The sequence below is a fragment of the Chryseobacterium cupriresistens genome (genome assembly GCF_046614675.1).
Taxonomy (GTDB): Bacteria; Bacteroidota; Bacteroidia; order Flavobacteriales; family Weeksellaceae; genus Chryseobacterium; species Chryseobacterium cupriresistens.
The window spans coordinates 16,642-43,633 of sequence record NZ_JBKKJT010000009.1 but is presented as its reverse complement, the minus strand read 5'-3'; the positions used below and the strand labels follow the sequence as shown (position 1 = coordinate 43,633).

At 37.7% G+C, this 26,992-nt stretch carries 25 protein-coding genes; 15 read left to right on the top strand and 10 right to left on the bottom strand.

Features of this window, described 5'->3' with window-relative positions:
• The first annotated feature begins 56 nt into the window (after positions 1 to 56).
• From ACLI50_RS19255 to ACLI50_RS19245, 3 genes are all read left to right on the top strand, one after another.
• Entirely contained in the window at positions 57 to 1,040 is a 984-nt protein-coding gene (locus ACLI50_RS19255; RefSeq protein ID WP_411414440.1) for a D-alanine--D-alanine ligase, read from the top strand.
• Between the two features lie 88 nt (positions 1,041 to 1,128).
• Entirely contained in the window at positions 1,129 to 1,593 is a 465-nt protein-coding gene (gene coaD, locus ACLI50_RS19250; RefSeq protein WP_047428484.1) for a pantetheine-phosphate adenylyltransferase, read from the top strand.
• 110 nt (positions 1,594 to 1,703) lie between these two features.
• Positions 1,704 to 2,339, top strand: a complete 636-nt coding sequence (locus tag ACLI50_RS19245; RefSeq protein WP_047428487.1) for a trimeric intracellular cation channel family protein — start codon at positions 1,704 to 1,706, stop codon at positions 2,337 to 2,339.
• Positions 2,340 to 2,422: 83 nt separating this feature from the next.
• Here ACLI50_RS19245 and ACLI50_RS19240 read toward each other — a convergent pair whose 3' ends face one another.
• The gene (locus ACLI50_RS19240) at positions 2,423 to 2,992 is read right to left on the bottom strand and encodes a hypothetical protein (RefSeq protein ID WP_110011721.1); all 570 of its coding nucleotides are present in this window, start codon (positions 2,990 to 2,992) and stop codon (positions 2,423 to 2,425) included.
• A gap of 148 nt (positions 2,993 to 3,140) precedes the next feature.
• Positions 3,141 to 3,638 carry a dihydrofolate reductase gene (locus ACLI50_RS19235; protein ID WP_343643034.1) on the bottom strand — a complete coding sequence of 166 codons (498 nt, stop codon included), beginning with the start codon at positions 3,636 to 3,638 and terminating at the stop codon, positions 3,141 to 3,143.
• A 73-nt stretch (positions 3,639 to 3,711) separates the two neighbouring features.
• Here ACLI50_RS19235 and ACLI50_RS19230 point away from each other — a divergent pair, with 73 nt between their 5' ends.
• From ACLI50_RS19230 to ACLI50_RS19210, 5 genes are all read left to right on the top strand, one after another.
• On the top strand, positions 3,712 to 4,317 hold the full coding sequence (locus ACLI50_RS19230) for a LemA family protein (RefSeq protein WP_034693337.1): 606 nt from the start codon (positions 3,712 to 3,714) through the stop codon (positions 4,315 to 4,317).
• A 2-nt stretch (positions 4,318 to 4,319) separates the two neighbouring features.
• Positions 4,320 to 4,748, top strand: coding sequence for a TPM domain-containing protein (locus tag ACLI50_RS19225; RefSeq protein WP_227942397.1), 429 nt, complete (start codon positions 4,320 to 4,322; stop codon positions 4,746 to 4,748).
• Complete coding sequence (locus ACLI50_RS19220) at positions 4,729 to 5,541, top strand: TPM domain-containing protein (RefSeq protein WP_062675618.1); 813 nt, start codon at positions 4,729 to 4,731, stop codon at positions 5,539 to 5,541. Before ACLI50_RS19225 ends, ACLI50_RS19220 begins: the two co-directional genes overlap by 20 nt.
• A gap of 194 nt (positions 5,542 to 5,735) precedes the next feature.
• The gene (locus ACLI50_RS19215; RefSeq protein ID WP_110011719.1) at positions 5,736 to 6,257 is read left to right on the top strand and encodes an NAD(P)H-dependent oxidoreductase; all 522 of its coding nucleotides are present in this window, start codon (positions 5,736 to 5,738) and stop codon (positions 6,255 to 6,257) included.
• A 3-nt stretch (positions 6,258 to 6,260) separates the two neighbouring features.
• Complete coding sequence (locus tag ACLI50_RS19210) at positions 6,261 to 8,150, top strand: monovalent cation:proton antiporter-2 (CPA2) family protein (protein ID WP_202843736.1); 1,890 nt, start codon at positions 6,261 to 6,263, stop codon at positions 8,148 to 8,150.
• A gap of 1 nt (position 8,151) precedes the next feature.
• On the opposite strand, the gene ACLI50_RS19205 is transcribed toward ACLI50_RS19210, so the two are convergent.
• Complete coding sequence (locus tag ACLI50_RS19205; RefSeq protein ID WP_202843737.1) at positions 8,152 to 8,979, bottom strand: GIN domain-containing protein; 828 nt, start codon at positions 8,977 to 8,979, stop codon at positions 8,152 to 8,154.
• 185 nt (positions 8,980 to 9,164) lie between these two features.
• On the opposite strand from ACLI50_RS19205, the gene ACLI50_RS19200 reads away from it, so the two are divergent.
• Both ACLI50_RS19200 and ACLI50_RS19195 read left to right on the top strand, forming a co-directional pair.
• Entirely contained in the window at positions 9,165 to 11,306 is a 2,142-nt protein-coding gene (locus ACLI50_RS19200) for a M3 family metallopeptidase (RefSeq protein ID WP_395972451.1), read from the top strand.
• A gap of 239 nt (positions 11,307 to 11,545) precedes the next feature.
• Complete coding sequence (locus ACLI50_RS19195) at positions 11,546 to 11,923, top strand: YchJ family protein (protein ID WP_411414439.1); 378 nt, start codon at positions 11,546 to 11,548, stop codon at positions 11,921 to 11,923.
• A 186-nt stretch (positions 11,924 to 12,109) separates the two neighbouring features.
• Here the strand turns inward: ACLI50_RS19195 and ACLI50_RS19190 are convergent, their stop codons facing one another.
• A complete protein-coding gene (locus tag ACLI50_RS19190) occupies positions 12,110 to 12,610 on the bottom strand; it encodes an FKBP-type peptidyl-prolyl cis-trans isomerase (RefSeq protein WP_062675624.1) in 501 nt (166 codons plus the stop codon).
• Positions 12,611 to 12,781: 171 nt separating this feature from the next.
• Positions 12,782 to 13,030 carry a VF530 family protein gene (locus tag ACLI50_RS19185; protein ID WP_411414438.1) on the bottom strand — a complete coding sequence of 83 codons (249 nt, stop codon included), beginning with the start codon at positions 13,028 to 13,030 and terminating at the stop codon, positions 12,782 to 12,784.
• Positions 13,031 to 13,150: 120 nt separating this feature from the next.
• On the opposite strand from ACLI50_RS19185, the gene ACLI50_RS19180 reads away from it, so the two are divergent.
• The 3 genes from ACLI50_RS19180 (at position 13,151) to ACLI50_RS19170 (ending at position 17,692) form a co-directional block, all read left to right on the top strand.
• Positions 13,151 to 13,303 (top strand): hypothetical protein, encoded by a 153-nt coding sequence (locus tag ACLI50_RS19180; protein WP_002983641.1) that lies wholly within the window; start codon positions 13,151 to 13,153, stop codon positions 13,301 to 13,303.
• A 144-nt stretch (positions 13,304 to 13,447) separates the two neighbouring features.
• Positions 13,448 to 14,653: a metallophosphoesterase family protein gene (locus tag ACLI50_RS19175; protein ID WP_411414437.1), complete on the top strand. Its 1,206-nt coding sequence runs from the start codon at positions 13,448 to 13,450 to the stop codon at positions 14,651 to 14,653.
• A gap of 3 nt (positions 14,654 to 14,656) precedes the next feature.
• Positions 14,657 to 17,692: an SbcC/MukB-like Walker B domain-containing protein gene (locus ACLI50_RS19170; RefSeq protein ID WP_411414436.1), complete on the top strand. Its 3,036-nt coding sequence runs from the start codon at positions 14,657 to 14,659 to the stop codon at positions 17,690 to 17,692.
• 74 nt (positions 17,693 to 17,766) lie between these two features.
• On the opposite strand, the gene ACLI50_RS19165 is transcribed toward ACLI50_RS19170, so the two are convergent.
• Together ACLI50_RS19165 and ACLI50_RS19160 are read right to left on the bottom strand one after the other, a co-directional pair.
• A complete protein-coding gene (locus tag ACLI50_RS19165) occupies positions 17,767 to 18,792 on the bottom strand; it encodes an LLM class flavin-dependent oxidoreductase (protein ID WP_411414435.1) in 1,026 nt (341 codons plus the stop codon).
• A 422-nt stretch (positions 18,793 to 19,214) separates the two neighbouring features.
• Positions 19,215 to 21,353, bottom strand: a complete 2,139-nt coding sequence (locus tag ACLI50_RS19160) for a S9 family peptidase (RefSeq protein WP_411414434.1) — start codon at positions 21,351 to 21,353, stop codon at positions 19,215 to 19,217.
• Between the two features lie 429 nt (positions 21,354 to 21,782).
• Between ACLI50_RS19160 and ACLI50_RS19155 the strand changes: the two genes are divergently transcribed.
• Both ACLI50_RS19155 and ygiD read left to right on the top strand, forming a co-directional pair.
• On the top strand, positions 21,783 to 22,295 hold the full coding sequence (locus ACLI50_RS19155) for a YceI family protein (protein WP_002983653.1): 513 nt from the start codon (positions 21,783 to 21,785) through the stop codon (positions 22,293 to 22,295).
• Positions 22,296 to 22,374: 79 nt separating this feature from the next.
• Complete coding sequence (gene ygiD / locus ACLI50_RS19150) at positions 22,375 to 23,202, top strand: 4,5-DOPA-extradiol-dioxygenase (protein ID WP_202843754.1); 828 nt, start codon at positions 22,375 to 22,377, stop codon at positions 23,200 to 23,202.
• A 71-nt stretch (positions 23,203 to 23,273) separates the two neighbouring features.
• On the opposite strand, the gene ACLI50_RS19145 is transcribed toward ygiD, so the two are convergent.
• The 3 genes from ACLI50_RS19145 to hutH form a co-directional block, all read right to left on the bottom strand.
• Complete coding sequence (locus tag ACLI50_RS19145; protein WP_411414433.1) at positions 23,274 to 24,755, bottom strand: S8 family peptidase; 1,482 nt, start codon at positions 24,753 to 24,755, stop codon at positions 23,274 to 23,276.
• Between the two features lie 91 nt (positions 24,756 to 24,846).
• Positions 24,847 to 25,293, bottom strand: coding sequence for a GNAT family N-acetyltransferase (locus tag ACLI50_RS19140; RefSeq protein ID WP_202843757.1), 447 nt, complete (start codon positions 25,291 to 25,293; stop codon positions 24,847 to 24,849).
• An 88-nt stretch (positions 25,294 to 25,381) separates the two neighbouring features.
• Positions 25,382 to 26,869: a histidine ammonia-lyase gene (hutH, locus tag ACLI50_RS19135; protein WP_411414432.1), complete on the bottom strand. Its 1,488-nt coding sequence runs from the start codon at positions 26,867 to 26,869 to the stop codon at positions 25,382 to 25,384.
• Positions 26,870 to 26,992: the final 123 nt, after the last annotated feature.

Here is a 26,992-nt window from a genome sequence, read left to right as displayed (position 1 = left end):
TCCCATATTGCATTGCATAAAATGATTAAATTTGCCTTAATTGATACTATATGGTTATGAATAAAAAAAGTGTTGCCGTAGTAATGGGAGGCTATTCCGATGAATATGTTGTTTCCTTAAAAAGCGGACAATTGATTTATGATTCTCTGGACAGAAATCTCTATGATGTATATAAGGTAGTAGTCCTTAAAGATAAATGGTATTTTTTAGGGGAAAATGACACAAAATATGCCATCAACAGAGGAGATTTTTCTGTGACTTTAGATAATGGTGAAAACTTAAAATTTGATGTTTGTTTCAATATCATCCACGGAACTCCGGGAGAAAACGGAGTTCTTCAGGCATATTGGGATGCTATTGGACAAAAATATACAGGCTGCGATTTTTATCAGAGTGCTCTTACTTTCAATAAAAAAGACACTCTTGCCGTATTATCAAAATACGGAATTCCTTCTGCTAAAAGTATTTATTTAAGAAAAGGGGAAGACATCAATGTGGATGAAATTGTAGCAGAATTGAATCTCCCACTATTTGTAAAACCTAACCAGTCCGGTTCTTCTCTGGGAATTTCAAAAGTAAAAGAAAAATCAGAACTTATTGCTGCCACTGAAATTGCATTCAAGGAAGATGACGAAATCCTGATCGAAAGTTTCTTAGATGGAATGGAAGTTTCCGTAGGCGTTATTGATTTTAAAGGAGAAACCATTGTTTTGGGAATCACAGAAATTGTTCCTACCAATGAGTTTTTTGATTATGAGGCAAAATATGAAGGTGCTTCTGAAGAAATTACACCGGCAAGAATTGACGAGGAAACCACAAAAAGAGTGGAAGAAATCGCTAAAAGAGCTTATAATTCATTAGGAATGAGTGGTTTTTCCAGAAGTGAATACATTCTGATGAACGGAATTCCTTATATGCTTGAAATGAATACCAACCCAGGATTCTCTCCTGCAAGTATTCTTCCTCAACAGGCAAGGCATTATGGAATTTCCATCATGGATCTGTGTGGAAATGAAGTTGAAAAAGCACTTAATAAATAAATAGAAGTTAGAAATTAGAGGTTAGAAGTTAGAGATTGAATACACTTTTAACAAATAATTCACTACTCAAAATCATAACTCGTACAACATGAAAATTGCTGTTTTCCCAGGGTCTTTTGACCCTATTACACTAGGACATTACGACATTATAGAAAGAGCGGCACCGCTATTTGATAAATTAATCATTGCTATAGGGCAAAATTCTCAGAAAAAATATATGTTCCCTCTTGAAAAAAGAATGGAATTTATCCAGAATTCTGTAGCAGAATTTCCCAATGTGGAAGTAGATTATTTTGAAGGACTTACCGTTGATTACTGTTTTGAAAAAAACGCACAATACATCATCAGAGGACTGAGGAATCCGGCTGATTTCGAGTTTGAAAAAGCAATTGCCCATACCAACAGAACTTTAGCCCATAAAAAACTGGAAACGGTATTTTTACTGACTTCTTCCGGAAAATCATTCATCAGCAGCAGTATTGTAAGAGAGATCCTTAACCATGGAGGGGAATACGAACTGCTGGTTCCTGAATCCGTGAGAGTAGAGCGATAAAAAAATATAATTGATGAGCGATAAATGATAATTGATATAATGGCCAAGAATTTGCTTAAGCAGAAATCATTCATCAATTATCATTTATCAACAATCATTTATAATTATATATGCACGAACAGTTCAATTTTGCAATAGAAGTCCTTGGGACCATTGCCTTTTCCATGTCCGGAAGTTTTGCAGCAATGCAGAAACGGCTGGATCCGTTCGGGGTGCTTATTATTGCATTTGTAACTTCTGTAGGAGGAGGAACTGTAAGAGACCTGCTGCTTGATATCCCTGTTTTCTGGATGCATGATATTCTGATGTGTACCCTGATTCTGGTGACCAGTATTTTTTCAATGATCTTCAAATCTCTTGAGAAAAACTTTAAAGTCACTTTATTTATCTTCGACAGCTTCGGGCTCGGATTATTTACCATAATTGGTGTACAAAAAGGTTTAAATGCAGGAATCCACCCCATGATCTGTATTGCATTAGGAACCATAACCGGCTGTTTTGGCGGTATCATCCGGGATATATTGCTCAACAGGATTCCTTTGATTTTCAGAAAGGAAATTTATGCTACTGCATGTATTGTGGGAGGAGCTGTATTTCTGTTGATGACCAAATATTCTGTACTTTCCTATACTTTTGTACAGATTCTCACCATTCTCCTTATTGTTGCCATACGGACACTTGCTGTAAAATACCACTGGCAGATGCCTAAATTTTACGGCTATGATCATAATAATTCGGAAATGTAATTTAAAAAGACACTTTTTATCTCCACTATAAAAAACAAAAAGTCCTGAAAAATTCAGGACTTTTATAGTATATGTTAGGATGACTAGAAGAATTTTCCTCTGTTTCTCATATTCGGGTTATGCATATGCTTCTGCATGGTTGGCATTTTCAACTGTTCTTTCATCATTTTGATCTGATCGGTCATCATTCCAGCACTGTCTAATCTCTTTGCTTCTTCCAACAGCTTCTGCCCTTCCTGTTTTCTTCCTTTGGAAATAGCGGCTGCCGCCAGATTCAAAGTAGCCATTGCTCTGTCGTGTTTCATATTCAAACCATATTCCAACGCTTTTTTCATGAAAGGTTCTACTTTCGCAGGGTGATCCTGAGCTTGTGTCAACCCTGATAAATAGTGGAAATATCCGTATTGAGTCTTATGAAGCTGTGTTTTATAGTCTGTAATTTTTGATAACCATTCTCCGGCTTTCTCCATATTCTGCTTTCTTAATTGCCAGAATGCCAAAAGGATATATTCATTTTTAAAGAATAGCAAGATCGGAAATGCAGCCAAAAGAAAAACAACAATACCCCATCCCAGATTTCTTGTGAAAATCATCATATAAAGTCCTAACAGGATAAGAAGTGCTGCTACTGCAATTTTTATGTATTTATTCATTATTAAATTTTAGAAGTGCAAAGATAATAAATTTAAGGCTTAAAGTTCAAAAAGTCAATGGTGAATGGTCAATTCGCTGTGCCTGTTAATTTTTATAGCTGTGAGAAATTCACGTTTCACTTTGCAAAGCAAAAATTGACTATTGGCTCTACGCTTCGCTTTTTATTTTTTCAAACGTCTGGAAACAGAAATCATAACCGTTCTTTTCATCTTTCTCATGGCAGATTTCGTTGGTCATTTTCCAGATTTTCGGATCTATTTCCGGAAAGAATGTATCAGCCTGAAGGTCTGCTTTCACCAAAGTAACTTCAAGTTTGTCCACTACATCCATAGTCTGCTCATAGATATTTCCGCCACCAATAACAAAAACTTCTTCATCAATCTTCCTGGCAAATTTCAATGCTTCTTTGATGCTTCCTACAATAAGAATTCCTTCCTCAAACCAATCTTTCTTTCTTGACACAACAATGTTGGTACGGTTCGGAAGAGCTTTTCCAATACTTTCATAGGTCTTTCTCCCCATAATAACCGGATGTCCGGAAGTAATATCTTTAAAATGTTTCAAATCTTTAGGAAGATGCCAAAGCAACTGGTTTTCAAAACCAATTTCATTTTTCTCTCCCATTGCCACCACTATTGTTGTCATTCAAATAATTTTTTACAAAATTAGCACATAATTTGTATATTTGGTTAGCACAAAAAATTTAAAAAAATAAACTATGAAAAATAAAGGATGTCTGGGTGCAGGAACCATTGGTATTGCCCTTCTTATTATTGTTGCAATTCTATTCTTCTGGGGAAAAAGCGGATATAACAGCTTTGTCAACAAAGAACAGACTGTGAACGCAAAATGGTCTAATGTAGAGACTGTTTATCAGAAAAGAGCCAACCTTATTCCTAACCTGGAAAGAACCGTAAAATCGTATTCAAAATTTGAGCAGGAAACTTTAACACAAGTTGTGGAAGCCCGTTCCAAAGCTACTTCCATCAATATTGATCCTACGAATATGACCGAAGCTGATCTGGCTAAATTCCAGGCAGCACAAGGAGAATTATCGGGGGCATTAAGCAGATTGATGGCCGTGGTGGAATCTTATCCTAACCTGAAAGCAGACCAGCAGTATATCAACTTCCAGAGAGAATACACTGCTATTGAAAATAGTATCAGAACTGAAACGGTTTACTATAATGATGCTGCAAAGGATTATAATACTTCCATCAAGACTTTCCCGAATAATATTCTGGCGAATTTCACCAACTTCAAAGAAAAACCTTATTTCAAAGCTGACGCAGGCGCTCAAAAAGCTCCTGAAGTATTCAAATAATAATGGGTAATTTCCTAACAAATCAACAGATCGCTTCCCTTGTGGAAGCGATTCAGTCTGCGGAAGATCATTCTACGGGAGAGATCAGAGTGCATATTGATTCCAATACGGAAAACCGCGATGCCAAGACTGCATTTGAAGTTTTCAAAAAACTGGCTATGGATAAAACAGCAGACAGAAATGCAGTACTCTTCCATGTCAATTTTGAACAGAAATATCTTACCATCATTGGAGATACCGGCATTCATGAAAAAGTAAAACAGTCTTACTGGGATCATCTTCACGATTATATCACCGCAGAATTTGCCAAAGGAAATTATTATCAGGCTCTGAAAAGTGCCATCCTGGAAACAGGACTTGAACTCAAAAAACATTTTCCTGTAGAAGGAGAAAACCCAAACCAACTTCCAAATGAAATTACGTTCTCTTAAAATAGTATTTTCATTTTTACTGCTCTGCTTTTACACTTTTGTATCAGCACAATATACCATTCCTGAAAAGCCAGCAGTGCTTTATCCTGTTTTTGATGAAGCCGGATTACTTTCCCAGCAGGAAAAAGATGCACTTAATCATAAACTGATCAAGTTTGCAGATTCTACCTCAACGGAAATTGAAGTTGTCATCATCCGTTCTACCAAAGGAGAAGATGTAAATTTTCTGGCCACCATGTTTGGTGAAAAATGGAAAATCGGAAAAAAAGGAGTAGACAACGGAGTGGTTTTCCTTATCGCAACAGAAGACAGAACGATGTCTATCCAACAGGGGCGTGCCGTAGAGCAATACCTTACCGCTTCAGTAGCTGGACAGATCTTAGATTACATCGTCACCCCAAATTTCAAAAAAGGACTTTGGTATGAAGGGATCAATGGTGGAACCTCAGCGATTATGGAGGCTGTTGAGGGAAAATTCAAACCTGTAGCTACAACGGCTCCTTCCGGTAATGGAAGTGCCTTTAAAGTTCTTATCATTGCTTTTATTATTTTCATCATCATTGCTATCCTTTTTGGAAACAGAGGTGGTGGACGTGGCGGAAATAATGACGACGATGATGATGTGATCATCACCAGAAGAGGACGCAGAAATTATCCTGGCGGTTTCTTCCCATTCCCTGGCAGCTTCGGAGGAGGTGGCTTTGGCGGTGGAAGTTCAGGTGGCGGAGGCGGATTCGGAGGCTTCGGCGGCGGTGGAAGTTTCGGAGGAGGCGGTGCATCCGGTGGATGGTAATCAAGAAATATTCAAAAATGATATAGAATCAGATCATCACGATCTGATTTTTTTTATTTAAAAACCAAAATAATACTGATTTATTAACTTTTATTAATGTTAAATTGATATTTAGCTGTTAAAAAGTTAATAAAACATCATAAAAACCACCTTTTATTCAATATTTTTTCACTATATTTACGGAAAACAGGATTATGAAGAAGACGCTGGTAGTATTTGCACACCCTTATCTGGAGCACTCCAATTCGAATGTAGAGCTCATCAATTTCTACGTTCGCCACCAGCATTATACCCTGAGAGATCTTTACGAAGAATATCCTGACTTTCATATCGCAGCTTTCCGGGAAAGGAAACGCCTTAAAAACTATGAACGTTTTATCTTCCAGTTTCCCCTGATATGGTTCGGAATGCCTCCTCTTCTCAGATTATGGATTGATGAAGTTTTCGACAGAGACTGGCTGAAAGAGGGCGAACATAATCCACTCGAAGGAAAAGAAGTCTATATTCTGGTAACCACCGGCGGAAAAGAAAGATCTTTCAGCAAAACCGGAACTTATCAATATACCATAGATGAACTCATCAGCGGGCTTATTGTTTCATTAAAAGTTTTTAAAGCGGATATCAAACATATCAAAATTGTATACGAAGCCAATAAGCTCTCTAAAAAAGAAATTATTTTACACAAAAAAGAATTTACAGAACTACTCAATCAATAGCATATGGAATCCAGCTTAGCGATGAACACATTAATTTTCCTGGGTGTAGCCATTATCATGGTTCCATTGGCCAGGAAATTAGGGCTGAGTTCTGTCATCGGTTATATTTTAGGAGGAATTATCATAGGCCCTTATGTCCTTAAACTTACAGGAAACAATGTTAACGATATTATGCATGCCAGCGAGTTTGGCGTGATCATGCTTTTATTTTTGGTAGGTTTGGAACTGGAGCCACGGAAGTTCTGGGAAATGCGAAAGAAGATAATGGGATTGGGACTGTCACAGATGGCTCTTACCATTCTGCTGCTTTTCCTGGTATTCACAAGCGTAGGCTGGAGAGTAGACAAAGCCATTGCTATTGCCATGTGTTTTGCCCTATCTTCTACAGCTATTGTTCTGCAGACTTTACAAGAAAAAAACAACCTCAAGACTACCGCTGGAGAAGCTTCATTTTCTACCCTGCTGTTTCAGGATATTTCGGTAATTCCTATTCTGGCCATATTGCCTATTCTGGCCAATTATAAAGCCAAGCATCATGACAATGAAATTCAGATTCTGATCCAGAAACTCCCGGAATGGCTTCAGGCCGGGACGGTTATTTTCGGAGTAGCATTGCTTATTTTATTGGGGCGATATGTATTTGTTCCTTTTCTGCGCTATGTTTCAAAATCGGGAATGTCAGAGCTATTGACTGCTTCTTCATTATTTCTGGTTATTGGGGTTTCGGAGCTGATGGTGGTGATCGGCCTTTCACCTGCTTTAGGTGCTTTCCTGGCAGGAGTAATGCTTGCCAACAGTGAATTCCGTCATGAGCTGGAAGCACAGATTGATCCGTTCAAAGGCTTGCTTTTAGCTGTTTTCTTTGTGAGTGTAGGGTCTACCATTAATTTTAATATTATCCAGCAAGATCCCTTATTTATCTTCAGTACTGTTTTTGCCGTGCTGGCTGTAAAATTCGTGGTTTTATACACCATTGGAAAATTCTTCAGGATAGATACTCCCCAAAGTCTTTTTTATGCATTTGCCCTTTCTCAGGTAGGAGAATTTGCATTTGTACTGCTTAATTATGCATCGGATCTTTATCTTTTAGGGCCGGAGATGAATGCACAGATGATGGCTGTTACGGCAATTACCATGTGTATCACTCCTATTCTTCTCATCATCAATGACAAATTTATTACTCCGACATTTATCAAAGAAATTCCTGAAGAGGAACATGACTATAATATTCTTGACAGCAATGTTACTCAAAAGAAAATCATCATTGTAGGTTTCGGGCATTTTGGAAGTACCGTAGGACGTCTTTTAAAAGCCAATAAAATATCAGCTACCGTTTTGGACCGGGATTCTGACCGTGTGAAGCTTCTCAGAAGCTATGGTTTTAAAGTCTATTACGGTGACGCAACGAGAATTCCTATTTTAAGAGCGGCAGGAATTGAAGATGCTGAAATTCTCGTTTTATGTCTGGATGATCCGGATGATAATAAGTTTATTGCAGAACTTGTCCGTGAACATTATCCCAATGTGAAAATTTTTGTAAGGGCAAAAAACAGGATTGATGCTTATGATTATCTGAACAGCGGAGTCAATCACATTTACCGTGAAACATTAGGAACGGCTGTGGATATGGCTGTGGATGTACTTCATGAAACGGGAATGAGAAAATACGCAGCAAGACGTCTCGGACAAAGATTTATGGCTATTGATAAAGCGTCAATCCGGAAGCTGGCAAAAATGAAGGAAAATGATGAAGACATTACCCTGTTTACCACAAAAGAAATCCTCCAGCGAGAGGAGGAATTATTAGCTTATGATAATCTTAATTTTGAAAATAAAAACTGGGAAGGTTCCTCATCCGCAGATGAAGAAGATGAGGAAGAAACCCAGGATTAATTTATTGGATGTTTACGCTTCCACCGCTGCTTTCGTCTTTTATCACGCTCTTAAGCTCTCCTTTTTTCGAGATATCCACACTTCCACCAGATGATGCCCCGGCATTTACACTGGAAACAGCACTTATATGTATACTTGCTCCACTGGAAGCATCTGCCTCTACATCATCAGCGATAACTCCTTTAGCAGAAACGCTGCTCCCTGAAGAAGCACTCACGTCTACTTTTTTTGCTTTACCGGAGAGATCAAGAGTTGATCCTGATGAAGATTCAATATCAAGGTTTACGGCCCATATTTTACCATCGAAACTACTGCTGCTGCTTACATTGATATCCATATCATTCGCTTCAAGGTCTCCGGAAATACTTCCTGCACTTGATGCTTCGATATCTGTTTTTTCCTGGGTAAATTTATCTTTTACAATAATTCTTGCTGCTGAATCGGCAAGGAGTTTTTTAAAGTCTTTTGCATAAATCTTCGCTGTCACTTTACTGATATTCATCACTCTGATCCCCGGCTTATAATGAATGTGCAGTTTCCCGCCATCATTTTCTACCAGAATTTCATCAATGATACTTTGAGGGGCTGAGATTTCAACTTTCTCAGTTTCAGATTTTATAATTTCTGCTTCAATGGCCTGTGAAACCTGAATTTCATCAAAATCACCGTTAAATTCCTTATGCTGTATCGGGCCGCTTTCTTTGCTCACTACTTTCTCTACCCAATTACTTTTGTCTCCTTCCCGGTCTCTGTTTCTGTTCTCATGTTTATCATTACATGAGGCTAAAGCCACTAAGGCTGAAAAAATAAATAAAGTACTTGTTTTCATGCTTATTTCTTTTGTTAATTTTTTTATTGATTTCTTTATTTAAATAACAACTAATTTATAAAAAATATTACATTACATTTGAAAATACTGTAAATACCACAGAGAGCTTAAAGAAATACATACGCCGAAATATGTTCTATGATACAAGTTTTTAATATCTTTATGCTTTAATAACAACTATATTTATGAAGAATATTTCATCGGTATTATTAATTTCTGCCTTGGCGTTCAATCAATCTTGTACTACAATGAAACAGACCGATATTCAACAGGAGCTACCTGCACCTGACCCCTCTTTAGCTTCCAATCCTTTTATGAAGAAGAGCAAGCTTCAGTACGAAGCTCCGGAGTTTGACAAAATCAAAAACGAACACTTCAAACCTGCTTTTAACTATGGTTTAAAGCAACATGAAGCTGAAATTATAAAAATTGCCAACAATCCGGCTGCCCCTACTTTTGAAAATACCATCGTTGCATTGGAAAAAAGTGGTGAAGTACTGAGAAGAGCACAAATTGTGTTTTCAAATCTTACCAGTGCAAATACAAACCCTACTTTACAGGCTTTGGATGAAGAATATGCCCCTATTTTTGCTGCACATTCCGATAAACTGTACCTGAATGAAAATCTTTATAAAAGAATTCAATCCATTAAAGAAGACGGTCTTGATTCCGAAAGCAAAAGACTGGTACAATATTATAAGCAGAATTTTGAAATTGCAGGAGCTAACCTTTCTGCAGCGGATAAAGAAAAATTAAAGCAGCTCAATCAGGAACTGGCTTCTCTTTCTACACAATATGCCAACAAATTACTGGAAGCAAGAAAGCAAGGTGGAGTTTTCTTCTCAGACGCCAAAGAACTGGATGGACTTTCTGCTGATGAAATTGCAGCGGCAGCAGCTGATGCCAAAACAGCAGGACAACCCGGAAAATATCTTCTGACTTTACAAAATACAACACAGCAGCCTCTTTTACAAAATTTAAAAAACAGGGCTACCAGAGAAAAGCTATTTAAAGCTTCATGGACAAGAGCTGAGAAAGGAGATGCCAACGATACGAGATCAACCATCGAGCAGCTTGCTAAACTAAGATTGAAGAAAGCACAGATTTTAGGCAAGAAAAACTTTGCAGAATGGAAACTTCAGGATCAAATGGCAAAAACCCCTGAAGCAGCAACAAAACTTATGAACCAGATTGCTACTCCTGCAGTGGAAACAGCAAGACGTGAAGCAAAAGATATTCAGGATCTTATTGATCAGCAGAAAGGAGGTTTCAAAGTAGAACCCTGGGACTGGAATTTCTATGCTGAACAGGTAAGAAAAGCTAAGTTTGACCTTGATGAAAGTGAAATTAAACCTTATTTTGAAATTACAACCGTTCTTGAAAAAGGAGTTTTCTTTGCTGCTGAAAAATTCTACGGACTTACATTCAAAAAGAGAACAGATCTTCCGGTTTATCATCCGGACGTAGTAACATATGAAGTTTTCGATCATGATGGAAAATCTATTGCCATTTACTATCTGGATTTCTATACAAGGGATTCTAAAAACGGTGGTGCATGGATGAGTAATTTTGTTGAGCAGTCTTATTTACTGGGAACAAAACCTGTAATCGTGAACTGCTACAATTATCAGAAACCTGCTCCGGGAAAACCTTCCTTAATCAGCTATGATGATGTTTCAACCATCTTCCATGAATTTGGCCACTCTATTCACGGAATGTTTGCCAGCCAAAAATATCCTTCACTTTCAGGAACGAATGTACCGAGAGACTTTGTGGAATTCCCATCCCAGATTAATGAGCACTGGGCTTTAGATCCTGTTGTTCTGAAGAATTATGCTGTACATTATGAAACAAAACAACCTATTCCACAGGCTTTGGTAGATAAGATCAAAAAGGCATCTACTTTCAACCAGGGGTATATGACTACTGAGTTGGTTTCTGCTGCTGAACTCGATATGGATTGGCATACAGTAAGCAATGAAAATCAGTTTATTCCTGTTTTAGATTTTGAAAAGCAGTCTTTAGCCAGCCATGGATTTAATCTGGCCACAGTTCCGCCAAGATATCACACGCCTTATTTTGCACACATCTGGGGAGGTGGATATTCTGCAGGATACTATGCTTATTTATGGTCTGAAACTTTGGATAATGATGCATGGGAATGGATCAGTAAAAACGGAGGATTAACCAGAGAAAACGGTGACCGTTTCAGAAAGTATATTCTGTCCGTAGGAAATTCTGTAGACCTGAATCAGGCATTCAGAGACTTTACGGGACATGATCCGGATATCAAACCTTTATTGAGAAACAGAGGGTTTATTAAATAAATCAAGGGAAGCATTCTTTAATCAGAGTGCTTCTTTTTTATACCTATCTGTGATAAATAAATTTTCTATGTTTCGGCTAAAGCCGGTGGATTTTTGTTTATTTATTTGAACGGGCTAAAGCCCGTTTCTATTGAATATATAACAATTCAACATATTAATTCCATTATAAAATTCAAATAGGCAGAACTCCTTTCTAACGAGATTCATTATTTTTGCATTTAAAATTTAAAATACAATATATGGACTGTCCATGCTGTTCAGGAAAATCATACGAAGAATGCTGCAAGCCTTATCATATGGGAGAAAAACATGCTCCTACGGCTGAAGCTCTGATGCGTTCAAGGTTCTCTGCTTTTGCCATTCCAAATGGTGAATACCTGATGGAAACTACTCTTCCGGGAAAAAGAAAATACCACAATAAAAAAGATCTGCAGGAATGGGGAGAAATCAACCAATGGACGAAACTGGAAATCATCAGAACTCCGGCTTTAAATCATGTGGAATTTAAGGCTTATTATACCGATCAGGACGGGCATCCGCAAGTTCATCATGAGTTTTCTGTTTTTCAGAAGATGCACGAACGCTGGTATTATGTTTCCGGGGAATTTTTGGATTAGTAAGTATAGAGTTATGCTTTGCGTATAGAACCACCCCGTTAAAAATTCTTTGAATTTTCGCCGCCCCTCCACCGGAGGGGAATGCCAAGCAACCAATACCTATTATCAATAAAAATGAGCCACAGGATTATCTGTGGCTCATTTTCTTATCTGAAACATGTCCGAAAAAATCGGGCATTTATATTTTTAGTGAGCTTCGTTTCCGTCAATTCCGTGAGCATGACCATGTGCCAGCTCTTCTTCAGTTGCCGGACGAGTGCTTAAAACTTCCACGTCGAAATCTAATACTTTCCCAGCCATCGGGTGGTTAAGATCTGCTACTACAACTTCCGGAGTAATTTCTACTACAAAAGCCTGGAAATTATTCCCCTGATTGTCTGATAAAGGAAGAATAGCTCCTACAGGCGGAAGTCCTGATTCTTTAAACATTTCCACTGGTAACTGTGCAATGGCATCCGGCTGTCTTTCACCGTAAGCTTCTTCAGGCTGAATTACAAAAGCCGCTTTGTCGCCAGCTTTTAAACCTAAGATATTCTGTTCAAATTTTGGAATCATCATTCCCACACCATACAAAAATGTAAGTGGATTTTCTGTTGTTGTTTCTTCTACAAGAATCTTACTTCCATCTGGTTCGATCGTGTGAAGTATATACTTTACAGCTACAACGTGATTGTTTTCGATTGTCATATTTTTTCTTTTTTTCGTGATTTTGCCTCACGATTAATCATACAAATATACTCTTTTTGAAATGATTCAATGAGCTTGAAAGATAGGAGATGGAAGATGAAGCTATGAAATGCATAAGGAAATATAATTTTCCTTTTTACTTTACATTACTTACATAATAACTCCCCGGCTTTATTTTTTTCTGTCCTCCTCCCTCTTTTTCTGTCTCAGGACAAAAAGATACAGGCTCTCTACTTTTGTTCTGGCCCACGGTGTTTTCCGCAGAAATTTAAGGGAAGAACTTATGCTTGGGTTATCTGTAAAACATTTAATATTGATCTGCTCGCCCAACCTTTCAAAACCTTTATAATATTCTACCAGTTCTTCCAGGATAGCATCAAGTCTTTTTCCGTGTAGAGGATCTTTGGACTGCTGTTCCATCTTTTTTTTACAAAATTAATTGATTATAAGTTTATATGGAAATCCACACCACTCTTCCTTTTTTGTTTCTTATTTTTGAAGAAGCTATTCCTTACCAATAAAAATTATCCGTTACAAAACATGAGCAAAAACAACGAAGCGAACAGGAAGAAAAATAAAAAGAAAATTGATCAGAAAAAACGTAAAATACAAAATGCAGAAGCTGAAAGAAAAGCAAGGTTAAAACAAATCCGGGAAGATTTCAAAGCAAGAGAAGCTGATAATAAACCATAATTGTCTTGATCCGAAGTAAGGAAACCTTAATTTTTTAAATGAAGTATTCTCTATCTTTACATTGTAATAGCTGCAAAATAATTCTCTGCGAAACAACTTGAAAATTACGCTGCATATAGTCTTTTTAATTCTCAAATTTAAATTATGAAAATCCTCCACACTGCCGACTGGCATTTGGGTAAGCGCCTCGACCGTTTTTCAAGACTTGAAGAACAGGTTTTGGTTATGAATGAAATTGTTCAGATTGCTGACGAACAAAACGTTGATATGGTTTTAATTGCCGGTGATCTTTTCGATAATTTCAATCCAGGTGTAGAGGCTGCTGAACTTTTTTATAAAACATTAAAACGTTTATCCCTGAACGGAAAACGTCCTGTGATTGCTATTTCCGGTAATCATGATTCTCCCAGCTTAATCAATGCTCCCGATCCTCTGGCAAGAGAGTGCGGAATTATTCTCATTGGCCATCCTAAAGCGGAGATTGTGCCTTTCGGTACAGAATATTTCAACATTACCAACTCAAAAGAAGGTTTCATAGAACTGAAAATTGACGGGATCAACTTTCCTGTAAGAATTCTTCATACTCCTTTTGCGAATGAGGTCCGGTTAAAGGAATATTTTGGTGAAAATAAAGAAGAAGAAATCAACAAAGTACTTGCACAGGAATGGAAAAATCTTGCAGATCAGTTCTGCGATGATACCGGAGTGAATCTTCTGACTGCTCATTTATACATGAATAAAAGAGGGGCAGAAATTCTGGAAGAACCGGAAGGAGAAAAGCCGATTAAGATAGGAAACGCAGACTTGATTTTTTCGGACAGTATTCCCGAGCAGATTCAATACACAGCCCTCGGTCACCTTCATGGTTTTCAGAATATCGGTACGAAGGAGAAACCGGTTATTTATTCATCTTCTCCCCTTTGCTACAGCTTTAGTGAAGCCGGACAAAAGAAGTATGTTTCCATTATTGATGCAGAGCCGGGAAAAACAGTTTCCTACGAGAAGAAACTCTTGAAAAGCGGCAGAGCTTTAGTCCGAAAAACATTTACCTCCATTGAGGATGCTGTTCAATGGCTGGGTGAAAATCCCAATACATTTATTGAACTTACGCTGGAAAGTGAGACTTTTTTAACGGCAGACGAAAGAAGATTAATCTACCAGTCTCACAACGGAATTGTACACCTTATCCCCAAAATAAAAAATCTGGAATTGGCAGAAAATCAAAACCAGGAGATCAATTTAAGTCAGGATATTGATATTTTATTCAAGGATTATTTTAAATCTAAAAACGGCGGGCAGGAAGCCAATGAAGAACTGATGAATTTGTTTAACGAAATTTTAAATGCATAAGCCATGATCCCTGTTCAATTAACTATCGAAGGACTTTACTCGTACCGGGAACGCCAGACCATTGATTTCAGAAATCTCACTGAGGCGGGGCTGTTTGGGATTTTCGGGGCTGTGGGTTCCGGAAAATCATCAGTTCTTGAGGCCATTTCGTTTGCTTTATATGGTGAAACGGAACGTCTGAATATGCGTGATAAAAGGGCTTATAACATGATGAATTTAAAATCAAACAGTTCATATATTGAATTTGATTTTATCAATTATGAGAATAAACTGTTCCGTGCTTCCCGTGATTTTAAGAGAAATTCAAAAAAGTTCGAAGAGGTAAAACCTAATGCGGTTACATTTTATGAAAACATCAATGGCAAATGGATTCCTTTGGATCACTCGAATGCAGAAGCTATTATTGGCTTAAGCTATTCCAACTTCAAAAGAACCATCATTATTCCGCAGGGACAGTTCAAAGAATTCCTTGAATTGGGTGCTGCAGAAAGAACGAACATGATGAAGGAAATTTTTAACCTTCAGAAATTTGACCTTCAGAACAATGTTTCTGCACTCAATGTAAAAAACAGATCTGAACTGGATCAGCTGGAAGGACAGTTAAAAGGTTTCGAAGAAATCAATGAAGAGAAAATCCGGATTCAGAAAGAGCTGCTTGCAGAGGAACAAAAAAAGCTCTCCGAATCCAATGAAAAACTGGAAAAGGTTTCCCAGACCTATCAACAGCTGAAAAACCTGAAAAGTGACTTTGACAGTTTACAGCAGAATAAAGAAAAGTTCAGTAAACTCTCTGAAGAAAAGCCTCAGATGGATGCTCTGGAAATACAGGCAGAATTATACGACAGGATTTTCAGAATTTTCAACCCTTTGATTATTGAGAAAAATAAACTCTCGAAAGAAATTGCTTCAAAACGAAACGAAAAGGAACAGCAAATCAAAGACTGGCAGGAAACTGAAAAGGGTTTTAATACTGTAAAAGAACAGCTCATGGTCCTTGAACCACAGTTTAAAGCCTTAGAGCAATCCAGAATTCAGGAAAATGATTTGAACCTTATCATTCAGATCCTGAAATTTTCTGAAGAAATCAAGATCCTGAACGAAAGAACCCGGAAAGGTTCTGAAAAAGTAAAAGAAGTAAATCTTAATAAAGAGAAAATTCAAAAGACTATTGATGAGCTTTCCGCACAGATTAAAACCTTAAAAGAGCAAAAACTGGATTCTGCCCTGCTTTCTGAAGTGGGCAACTGGTTTATTCAGCAAAAGAATTTAAAAAAATCGCTTCAGGAACAAGCTGAAAAGATCGGGAAACATCAAAAGCAGATCGGAGAAATTACAGAAGAATTAAAGCCTTTTGCTTATACCAAAAATTATAAAGAAGATTTCAGAATCAGAAAAGAAACCTTAGAGACTCAAAAAAAGGAACTTTCCCAGAAACTGGATCATCTCAAAATACAAAAAGAACTTTCCCGTTTTGCCAGTGAACTTCATGACGGAGAAAACTGCCCGCTCTGTGGTTCTAAAGAACATCCGCATATTGTGGAATTTCATGATGTAAATACTGAACTACAGGAAATTCAGGAGAAAATAGCATCGCTTGAACAGGAAGGAACAGGACTTCAAAAGCAGGAGGCTGAAATTGACAAGATTCTGGACCGTAAAAAGATCTTTGAGGAACAGCTTCTTTCGGAACAAAAGATACTTCTGCAGATTCAGAAGGATATTGAAAATCATCTGCTGAATTTCACCTGGAAACAATTTGCTTCCAACCAGGAAGAGGAATTTGAGAAAAAACGCTCAGACTCGTTTACGCTGGAGAAAAAGATTGAAGAAACGGAACGGAATATCGCTTTAGCCAGGGAAAATTTTGACAGAGAATCCAAAACACTGGAAAAATATAAGAGTGCTCTGGAAGCTTTCCGTCTGGAAGAAGTTTCGAAGCAGGAGCAAATTAATATCAGCCGTTCCGGTCTTAAAATTCTCGAATGGGATCTGTATGCTCAAAAGGAAATAAAAGAAATTGAAGAATCGTATCAGAAGCTTGCTTATTCTAATAAAGAGATTGAAGAAAATTACCTGAAAACTGTAGAACAGGAAAAAATTCTTTCTCCGAAACTGGCAGAGCAAAAGGCTATTGTGAGCCAATCTGAAAAGCAGATTACAGAGCTGGAGAAGGAAATTTCAGGGAATGAAGAAGCAGTTGTCAAAGCATTGGCTGATCAAAATTTCACAGAATTTAAAGAAGTTGAGAATATTTTACTTCAGGAAATTAATGTTGAGCTGGTGAGGACTAAAGTTCAGCTTTTCAAAGTTGAATTTGAAGCTTTAAAGAAATTCATCGGAGAGCTGGAGTTAAAACTGAAAGGCCTTTCGTTCAATAACGAACAGTTTTCTATCGCTGAACAGCAGTTCACCGAAGCACAAACCGAACAAAAGCAGATTAGTGATTCTGTAGTCACAAAAACTGCTGAAATAGATCGTCTGGAAAAGGAATTTGTAAAAAAAGAGGAACTTCTGAAAGAACTTGCACAACTTCAAAAACGCTCAGAAAATTTAAAAATCATGATGAATCTTTTTAAAGGTGCGGGTTTTGTACAATATGTTTCATCTATTTATCTGAGACAGCTTTGTGATCATGCTAATGTGCGTTTTCACCGGATGACCAGAAATCAGCTGAGCCTCCAGCTGAATGAGAATAACGATTTTGAAATTATTGATTACCTCAACGAAGGAAAAAGCAGAAGTGTCAAAACACTTTCCGGAGGCCAGGCATTTCAGGTATCTTTAAGTCTGGCTCTGGCTCTTGCAGAAAGTGTTCAGGCCAATGCGCAGGCCGATAAAAATTTCTTCTTTATTGATGAAGGTTTTGGAACTCAGGATACGGAATCTGTGAATATCGTTTTTGAAACGCTCACCAATCTGATGAAAGAAAACAGGATTGTAGGAATTATTTCGCACGTGGAAGAACTGAAAGAGAAAATTCCTACAGCACTCAATATTATTAAAGACGAAGAAAGAGGAAGTCTGATTGAGATTGTTTAATACTATATTTAAAACAACAAAAGCCACAAAAGAAACAGATCTTTCGTGGCTTTCACACCTCACAAACTTTCCTGTTACAGTCCTTTTATAACAGGCTTCACTTCATTTCCAAACAATTCTATCGATTTCATCATCACATCATGAGCAGGATCTCCTACATCCATGTGGCCGATAAATCTTGTAATTCCGAAAATTTCTTTCATATAAGCAATCTTGTCTGCTACTTCCGCCGGACTTCCGATAAATAATGCACCATCTTTACTTCTTCCACCTTCATATTGTGCTTTTGTATAAGGAGCCCAACCTCTTGAAACTCCAATTCTGTCCATCTGTGATTTATAATTATGGAAATATCCATCCACTACTTTCTGATCATCACTCACAAAAGTATGGGAGTGAATTGCGATCTGCATTTTTGAAACATCATGTCCCGCTTTTTGGTATTCCTGCTTATAAAACTCGATCAGATTTCTAAACTGGATTGGCATTCCTCCAATAATAGCTACCACTAATGGCATTCCCAATTGTGCTGCACTCAAAACAGACTGCGGCGTTCCCCCAACGGCTCTCCAGATGGAAAGTTTTCCGTCATTTTTTGCTCTTGGGTATACCGTCTGATTCTGCATCGGTGCACGAAGTTTTCCTGACCAGCTTACATTTTCTTCAGAATTGATTTTCAGTAATAATTCCAATTTTTCATCAAATAGCTGTTCATAATCATTCAGTGAATAGCCATACAAAGGAAATGACTCGATGAAACTTCCACGTCCGACAAAGATCTCTGCTCTTCCGTCTGAAATTAAATCCAGCGTTGAAAAATCCTCATACACTTTTACCGGCTCCGAAGAACTCAAAACAGTAACGCCACTGGCCAGTTTTATATTTTTTGTAATGCTTGCTGCTGCTGCCAAAACAATCTCCGGAGAGGAAACAGCATAATCCGGACGGTGATGTTCTCCCATAGCAAAAACATCAATTCCTACCTCATCCATCAATTTTACCTGATCCAGTATTTCACGGATCTTAATTCCTGCATCTCTATATTTCCCGGTTGACTGGTCAAAAGCCAGATCACCGAACATTCCTATTCCTAATTCCATATTGTTGATTTTAGTGATACAAAGTTACCACTATGGAAAATCAAAAACATTGATGTTTGTTAAGATCGGAAGGGCTGTTGAATACTGATGATTCTTTTGTTGGAAAACGCAAAGGCGCAAGGAATTTTTATTTTTATGATTTTTTAAGGCGCAAGAAAATCGAAGATTTTCAGCAAAGGCAGAATGATATTTAGATTAAATTTTATCCCAAATCAAGCAGATTACGCAGATTTCCATTGCATCTGCTTAATCTGCAAAATCAGCGTGAAATAAAATTACAAATCATAAAATTTTATCGCAGATAAAATCCTTGCGTCTTACAACATAACCTATTTAATAATCTTGCGCCCTTGCGTTTTCCAAAAAACATAATACTTGTGTAGCAAAAAAAAAAATCCAGCCTTTCCGACTGGATTGTATTATTATTTCTTCAGATACAAATCAAAATAATCTGTAATTTTCTGCATCAGGTGAACTCTGTCTTTCCCGATCACATTATGCGGATGTCCCGGATAAGTAAAGTAGTCCAGCTGAACTCCGTTATCAACAGCAGATTTGATGAATTTAATAGAATGCTGCCATACGACTACATCATCCTGTGCACCGTGAATCATCAGTAATTTTCCTTTCAGGTTCTGAACTTTATCCAATAGATTTGCAACCGCATAACCTTGTGGATTTTCCTGCGGAGTATCCATATATCTTTCTCCGTACATGATCTCGTACATGCTCCAGTCGATTACAGGTCCTCCTGCTACACCCACTTTGAATACATCCGGCTTACGAAGCATAAAACTTGTTGTCATAAATCCTCCGAAGCTCCATCCATGAATTCCCATTTTATCTCCGTCTACATAAGGAAGAGATTTTAAGTACTCTACACCTTTCATCTGGTCGTTCATTTCTGTAGTTCCCAAGTTTCTGAATACAGCCTGCTCAAACTTCATTCCACGGTTAGAAGAACCTCTTCCGTCCATTGTAAAAATAATGTATCCGTTCTGAGCCATATATTCATACCAAAGGTTTCCTGAGGCCGGAAAGCTGTTCGTGATCAGCTGTAAGTGTGGTCCGTTGTACAGATAAACAATAGTCGGATATTTTTTGTTCGGATCAAAATTGGTTGGAAGAATAATTTTTCCATACAAAGGAGTTCCGTCATCAGTCTTTAACACTACGTTTTTAATTTCCGGTCTCTGATAATTTTTTAATGGATTTTCAGAAGTAAGGATATTCGTAGTTTTTAAATTAGCTGTATTGATAATGTTGGCAACTCTCGGTGAATTCGCATTGCTGTAAGCATCATACAGATAATTCCCATCGCCGCTCAAAGTTCCGATGTGCATTCCTTCTGCATTATCAAGCTTTTGCATTTTGAAGTTGGTCCAGTTGATTCTGTATAAATGTCTTTCCAAAGGAGTCTCTTTTGTTGAGGTGAAGTAGATCTCCTTTTTCTTTTCATTGAATCCTAAAATATCTGTTACCAGCCAATCCCCTTTTGTGATTTGGGATATCAGTCCTTTTTCAAGGCTGTAGTGGAACAAGTGGTTGTATCCAGTTCTCTGGCTCTGCCAGATAAAGTCTGTATTAGAATTCGGGAAGAAAGTAAGCGGGTGCTGCGGCTCTACATATTTGCTGTCTGTTTCTTCAAATAATGTTTTTACCAATTCTCCTGTAACAGAGTCATACTGATTCATTTTCATATGATTCTGAGCTCTGTTCAAAACTCCTACAAAAATATATTTTGAGTCCGGGCTCCATGTAACCGCTGTCAGATACTGATCTTTTTCCCCTTCAATTCTTAAGAAAGTAGTAGATTGTGTTTTAATATTGAACACCCCTAATGTTACCTGATGAGAAGTCTGGCCAGCCATCGGGTATTTGATGTTGTGATTGACAGCAGGTGTTACAGACCAATCGATGATCGGGTAATCTGCTACCATGCTCTGATCCATTTTATAGAAAGCTACACTCTCAGAATTCGGGGCAGGAAAAATTCCGGTATCAATTCCGAATTCATTTCTGTGAACGGCCTGTCCGCTAATGATATTTTCATTGGTCTCGTTGGTTACAGCAATGGTCTTTCCGTTCCTGTTGACAAATAAATTATTCTTTGCTGTGAAGGCAAAAGTATGGCCGTCACCAAACATTTTAACATTGGCAGCATTCTGATCAATAGCAGCTGTGCTTTTTATTTTCCAATCGTTTCCGGATTTTTCAATCCAAGACATTTTGCCCTCTGTCGTAAAATATCCATTGGAATTCCCTGTAAATTTAATAGGAGGAACAGCTTTAAGCTTATCATTGGAAAGATTTCTGTTCAGCTGACTCAAGGAGATCAGGGTATCCTGTTTGTTGGTTTTCAAATCTGTAATCAGATAACCGCCTTTTACTGCCTGAATGTATGATTTTCCGTCTGCAGACCATGAAAATTGGGAAATATTTTTCACAGCAAGGTTGGTCCTCATTCCATTTACAGCCTCCGCCATGGTAAACTTCTGGGTCTGGGCAAATACCGAACTGCCTAAAACCAGCATCAATAAAGAAAATTTATGTAATTTCATTGTATAAAATTGAATCCTTCAAAAATAAGAAATAAAAACCATTCGTTAAGAAATGTTAAATTAAAACATTCATAAAATGGAATTCATGTATTCAATGGAAATATTCCTTAACTTAAGAGTAGAATTTTTAAAGGAGATTAGAATAAGTCAATCATGAACTGTCAATCCGCTGCGCTTGTCAATTGGATGCTGGAATCAATTCACCATTCACTTTCGAAGCAAAATTGACGATTGATGTTAAATAAGTCAATCGTGAATAGTCAATCCGCTGCGCTTGTCAATTGGATGTTGAAAGAAATTCACCATTCACTTGCGAAGCAAAATTGACAATTGACAAAAAAACTCATTTCTTATCCTATATCAATGACTTGTATAGGTACGCTGTCCTAAATTTGCATTATTAATAACAAACAAAAAATACGAAATACAATGGCAACAAAATGGATTTTAGACCCTACGCATAGTGAAATTACTTTCAAAGTAAAACACATGATGATCTCTAACGTAAAAGGAAGCTTCAGAACTTTCACTGCTGAAATTGACTCTGAAGATGAGTTTTTTGCAAATGCTAAAACTACTGCTACGATTCAGACGGATTCTGTATTCACCAACAATACGGACAGAGACAACCACTTAAAGTCGGCGGAGTTCTTCAATGCTGAAGTTCACCCTACGATCACATTTGAATCTCAGGCATTAAACAATACTGTTGTAGGTAATCTTACCATCAACGGAATTACAAAACCTGTAACACTTGATGTAGACTTCGGAGGAATCAACGTAGACCCATGGGGAAATACAAAAGCAGGTTTCTCTTTTGAAGGAAAAATCAGCAGAAAAGACTTTGGATTAAACTGGAATGCTGCTCTTGAAGCAGGAGGTGTAATGGTAAGTGATGATGTAAAAGTAGCTGGTGAATTACAGTTTGTAAAGCAAGCATAGTTAATAACATATATTTTAAAAGGTTCAGGGATTTTTCTAAAAGCCTTGAACCTTTTATTTTTTATAATCTTCAATATTTATGAACCTCAACGATCTTCAAAACATTAGCGACGGTTTTAAAAGTACACAGAGAATGCCTGTTTTATTTCTTGGACATGGTTCACCAATGAATGCCATTGAAGAGAATCAATTTGTACAGGGTTTCCGGAAAGCAGCCTCAGAAATTCCAAAGCCCAATGCAATTCTTTGTATTTCTGCCCACTGGTATACGGACGGAACTTTTGTAACGGCTATGGATATGCCGAAAACCATTCATGATTTTTACGGTTTTCCCAAAGCCCTTTTTGATGTGCAGTACCCTGCACCGGGAAATCCCGAACTGGCAAGAGAAACTGCAGAGTTACTTCTTCCTGTAGATGTGGAAGAAGATCATAGCTGGGGACTTGATCATGGGGCATGGTCTGTGATCAAACATATGTATCCTGATGCAGATATTCCGGTGATCCAGCTGAGTATTGATTATACAAAACCTCCTCAGTATCATTATGATCTGGCAAAAAGACTGAACAAACTTCGTGAAAAAGGTATCCTGATCATCGGAAGTGGAAATATTGTTCATAATCTTCGTCTTATTGACTGGAAAAACATCAATACAGTAGGAGCCGGCTGGGACTGGGCAGTGGAAGCCCGTGAAAAAACCAACAACTGGCTTCTGGATGGCAATTTTCAGAATATCATAGATTACCAGAAACAGGGTACGTTCTTACAATATGCTGTTCCTACTCCTGATCATTATCTCCCTCTATTATATACTTTAGGATTGAAAGATCAGGCTGAAGAGCTTACTTTATTCAATGATGAGCTTATCGGGGGTTCATTGAGTATGACAAGTGTAAGGATTGGATAGCCTTCTCTATATTAAAACAAAAAGGAAATACCTCAGCTGAGATATTTCCTTTTTTTTATAGGGTTATTATTTTATTGTACAGCTTTTAAAACATTGATATTTCCATAGCCATAGCTTGAATTAACATTTGGATAGTAGGTTGAAGCCTGTCTCATTTTAGTAAGAACCTGGTCTCTTGTCCATGATGGATTTTTAGCCCAAACGAGTGCCGCAATTCCCGCTGTAGCTGCTGTAGCCACTGAAGAACCACCCACATAATCTGCCTGACCATTGTAATAGCTCAATACAGGAACGGTATTTCCTGAAGATCTCTCCATCTGGAAGGTAAAATCAATCTGACTTCCCGAGTGGCACACATCACATTTCTGATTGGAAGTATTTTCTTTCACTCCCGTTATAGCATGAGTTTCCGGCATGGATGCAGGGAAAATTACTCCGACAAAGCTGGTAAAGCTGGTTGAGGTACCTCCGGCGCAGAAAATCAGTTTTCCTTTAGAATAAGCATATTTAACACCGTCTTCAATTTTTCCAACGGAAAAGATGTGTCCCATCGACATAGAAATGATTTTTACATTGGTATTGTTACCCAATTCAGTGAAAGCCGTTTTTACAGCAGTTTGCTCACTGGATGTTTCAAGAACAACATTTTCTGCGGCTCTGTAAGCGATCAGATTGGCATTATAAGCTACTCCTACAGGTAATCCTGCATTATTTCTCGGAGCTGCTATTACAGAAGCCATTTTTGTTCCATGCCCGCACTGATCTCCTGATCCATCTGAATTATACACTCCGTATTTGCTGATTGTTCTTCCTGAAGAAGCTCCATTATTAAAACTTCCACCCAATAAAGTCTGTTCAGGAGAAACACCTGTATCAATAAGCCCGATGGTTACGCCTGCTCCGGTACTATAGCCCCAGGCTTCAGGAATGCTGTGTTTAGTAAAAGCCCACGGTATTTTTGCACCTGGCGTTGTTGAGGTATAGTCTGCAGTACTTAATGTAGATGATGAAAATCCACACCCTGACGAACCGCTTCCTGAAGATTTTGCAGCTGCATTATATTGAGCTTCAAATTCAAAATAATGATAATCTGCCGGTTCTACATATCGGATGTTCTTCATTTGGCGAAGTGCGGAAACAGTTTCCTCATTTTCAATGACAACATCCATCTGATTAAGATACTGATCTGAAAGAAGAAGGAAATTTCTTTCGTCTTTTCCTTCATACTTTTTGATCACAGAAAGAACTTCTTTTTCGATATCATTGCTGTTTGGAGATTTACTTCTATCGAAATCATCTTTAGAAGTTCCAAAACCGATCGATACCATTTTATTTCCGCGGAAAATAGCACTCCATACGAAATGATCGGATTCATTCTTCCAATTGAAAGTACCGTCCGTTTTAATCGCCTGATTGATCCTTTCGTTGATTTGTTTTGCAGTCAACGGATCTTTCTGGGACATTTCGGTTTTTACATTTTCGTTCTGAAGATCTTCTCTGGTGCACGAGTTTAAGGCAAAAAATATTGCCAGTAGGAATACAGTTTTTTTCATATGTTATAATTTTGGTTGAGACCACAATATAACACTTTAACGGGAATTAAAAATTGAAAAAAAATGAATTTAGCATTACATGAATATTAAATTACAATACTTTCTCGTAGCACACACTTTGCTCTATTCCAACGTATTGACCATAATTAGGTATTTTGTAAAAACCACTTTTTTCATACACCGAGATGGCACTCTTAAGGTCCCTGGAAGTTTCCAATACAGCTTTTGTAAAGTTCAATTCTGTTGCCCAGCTTTGAAGTTCTTTCACAATAGCGGAACCTAATCCTTTTTTTCTGAAATCAGGATGGGTAAACATTCTTTTTATTTCTATGGTATCTTCTGAAAATGGTTTGAATGCTCCGCAGGCTGCTGGAATATCATCTATATAGGCTACGATACAGTTTTTGATAGTATCTATTGTATTGAACTGAGCAAAGAAGTCATCATTTTCTCCATTATGTTCGGATAAAGTAGCGTCAAGGGATTTTACAAGAGTTTGAAAATCTGTATTGGCAGAATCTGTTCTGAGTATATTCATCTAGTTGATTTAACGATTTAAAAATTGAAGGATTTAAAGATTTGTGAAAACAAAAAGCTCCCTTCCGGAAGCTTTCAAGTATTTTGTATTAGTTGACAACAAATTTTCGTTCGTTAATCAATTCTGCAATGGCCAGCATATCTTTACCGATCAGTCTGTCATCTTCAAGCTTGGCAACTTTAGAACGAAGAATTGCAAAGTTTTCTTCAATTACTTTAGAGCATTTCGCAGGTCTCCTGAATTCAAGTCCCTGAGCGGCAAACATCAGCTCAACAGACAGAATATTCACAAGATTTCCCAGAACCTGATTGAATTTTCTTCCTGAAATACTTCCCATAGAAACATGGTCTTCCTGTCCTAAACTTGTTGGAATAGAATCTGCCGACGCCGGGAAGCATAATGTTTTATTTTCTGTAACCAAGGCTGCTGAAGTGTACTGAGGGATCATAAATCCGGAATTCAATCCTGAGCTTTCCGTTAATAATCTTGGAAGTCCATATTTTCCTTCTAATAATAAGTAGCTTCTTCTGTCTGAAATATTCCCTAGCTCTGCAGCTGCTAATGTAGCATAATCTAAAGGTAATGCCATCAGCTGTCCATGGAAGTTTCCACCTGAAATAGATTCTTCAGCACTTAATACGATCGGATTATCCGTAACGGAATTCAATTCTGTTTCTGCCATTCCTCTAAGATGCTCAAAAGCATTTCTGCTGGCTCCGTGAACCTGTGGTACACATCGCATGGAATAAGGATCCTGCACTCTTTCACAGTCTTCGTGAGCTTTCAAGTTTTCTGATCCCTTTAAGAACTTAAGCATTCTTGCCGCTACTTTTTTACTGCCTTCAAACGGTCTGATATCGTGAAGTTCTTTTTTGAAAGGGCTTGCAGAACCTCTGTACGCTTCAATACTCATAGCTGCCGTCATATCCGCCAGATCCAGTAAGTATTCAAATTTTTCAAGTCCTTTGATGGCATGGGCAAGGATAAACTGTGTTCCGTTGATCAGCCCTAATCCTTCTTTCGGACCTAAAGCCAGTGGTTCAAGGTCATGCTTTTTCAACACTTCCATGGTATCGGAAACCATATCTCCTTCCCAAACCTGTCCTAAGCCAAGTAAAGGCAATACGAGATGCGCTAATGGAGCAAGGTCTCCGGAAGCTCCTACAGATCCCTGTTCAGGAACCACAGGAATGATATCTTTCTCAAGCATGAGAATCATTCTTTCAATAACCTCCAGGGAAACTCCCGAAAATCCTTTAGAAAGAGCATGTACTTTAGCAATCATCATGATCTTGGAAAGTTCTTTATCAATCGGTTTTCCTACACCTACCGCATGAGAAATGATCAGGTTATATTGTAACTGAGCGGTTTCATCCGCTGAAATTTTAGTATCACATAATGGTCCGAATCCTGTATTGATTCCATATACGCATCTGTCTGACTCTACTATTTTCTGTACGTTTTTCTGAGATTTTAAAATTTGTTCTTTTGCAGCTTTGTTCAGCTTCGCTTTATTTGGTTTTTTACATATTTCCAGAACATCATGGAAAGTAAAAACATCTACCCCGTATATCATTTCTAAAAAATTTCCTTAAAATTACGCATTTAACAATAATTGGAAAAGCTAAATTTCAATCTTCTATATTTTTATAAAACAAGCGAATTAATTTACTACATTTAGCCCCGAAAATTAAAAACA

Coding starts and splice junctions, on each gene's coding strand:
- ACLI50_RS19255 (WP_411414440.1), top strand. CDS start 57: ATGAATAAAAAAAGTGTTGCCGTAGTAATGGGAGGCTATTCCGATGAA.
- coaD (WP_047428484.1), top strand. CDS start 1,129: ATGAAAATTGCTGTTTTCCCAGGGTCTTTTGACCCTATTACACTAGGA.
- ACLI50_RS19245 (WP_047428487.1), top strand. CDS start 1,704: ATGCACGAACAGTTCAATTTTGCAATAGAAGTCCTTGGGACCATTGCC.
- ACLI50_RS19240 (WP_110011721.1), bottom strand. CDS start 2,992: ATGAATAAATACATAAAAATTGCAGTAGCAGCACTTCTTATCCTGTTA.
- ACLI50_RS19235 (WP_343643034.1), bottom strand. CDS start 3,638: ATGACAACAATAGTGGTGGCAATGGGAGAGAAAAATGAAATTGGTTTT.
- ACLI50_RS19230 (WP_034693337.1), top strand. CDS start 3,712: ATGAAAAATAAAGGATGTCTGGGTGCAGGAACCATTGGTATTGCCCTT.
- ACLI50_RS19225 (WP_227942397.1), top strand. CDS start 4,320: ATGGGTAATTTCCTAACAAATCAACAGATCGCTTCCCTTGTGGAAGCG.
- ACLI50_RS19220 (WP_062675618.1), top strand. CDS start 4,729: ATGAAATTACGTTCTCTTAAAATAGTATTTTCATTTTTACTGCTCTGC.
- ACLI50_RS19215 (WP_110011719.1), top strand. CDS start 5,736: ATGAAGAAGACGCTGGTAGTATTTGCACACCCTTATCTGGAGCACTCC.
- ACLI50_RS19210 (WP_202843736.1), top strand. CDS start 6,261: ATGGAATCCAGCTTAGCGATGAACACATTAATTTTCCTGGGTGTAGCC.
- ACLI50_RS19205 (WP_202843737.1), bottom strand. CDS start 8,979: ATGAAAACAAGTACTTTATTTATTTTTTCAGCCTTAGTGGCTTTAGCC.
- ACLI50_RS19200 (WP_395972451.1), top strand. CDS start 9,165: ATGAAGAATATTTCATCGGTATTATTAATTTCTGCCTTGGCGTTCAAT.
- ACLI50_RS19195 (WP_411414439.1), top strand. CDS start 11,546: ATGGACTGTCCATGCTGTTCAGGAAAATCATACGAAGAATGCTGCAAG.
- ACLI50_RS19190 (WP_062675624.1), bottom strand. CDS start 12,610: ATGACAATCGAAAACAATCACGTTGTAGCTGTAAAGTATATACTTCAC.
- ACLI50_RS19185 (WP_411414438.1), bottom strand. CDS start 13,030: ATGGAACAGCAGTCCAAAGATCCTCTACACGGAAAAAGACTTGATGCT.
- ACLI50_RS19180 (WP_002983641.1), top strand. CDS start 13,151: ATGAGCAAAAACAACGAAGCGAACAGGAAGAAAAATAAAAAGAAAATT.
- ACLI50_RS19175 (WP_411414437.1), top strand. CDS start 13,448: ATGAAAATCCTCCACACTGCCGACTGGCATTTGGGTAAGCGCCTCGAC.
- ACLI50_RS19170 (WP_411414436.1), top strand. CDS start 14,657: ATGATCCCTGTTCAATTAACTATCGAAGGACTTTACTCGTACCGGGAA.
- ACLI50_RS19165 (WP_411414435.1), bottom strand. CDS start 18,792: ATGGAATTAGGAATAGGAATGTTCGGTGATCTGGCTTTTGACCAGTCA.
- ACLI50_RS19160 (WP_411414434.1), bottom strand. CDS start 21,353: ATGAAATTACATAAATTTTCTTTATTGATGCTGGTTTTAGGCAGTTCG.
- ACLI50_RS19155 (WP_002983653.1), top strand. CDS start 21,783: ATGGCAACAAAATGGATTTTAGACCCTACGCATAGTGAAATTACTTTC.
- ygiD (WP_202843754.1), top strand. CDS start 22,375: ATGAACCTCAACGATCTTCAAAACATTAGCGACGGTTTTAAAAGTACA.
- ACLI50_RS19145 (WP_411414433.1), bottom strand. CDS start 24,755: ATGAAAAAAACTGTATTCCTACTGGCAATATTTTTTGCCTTAAACTCG.
- ACLI50_RS19140 (WP_202843757.1), bottom strand. CDS start 25,293: ATGAATATACTCAGAACAGATTCTGCCAATACAGATTTTCAAACTCTT.
- hutH (WP_411414432.1), bottom strand. CDS start 26,869: ATGATATACGGGGTAGATGTTTTTACTTTCCATGATGTTCTGGAAATA.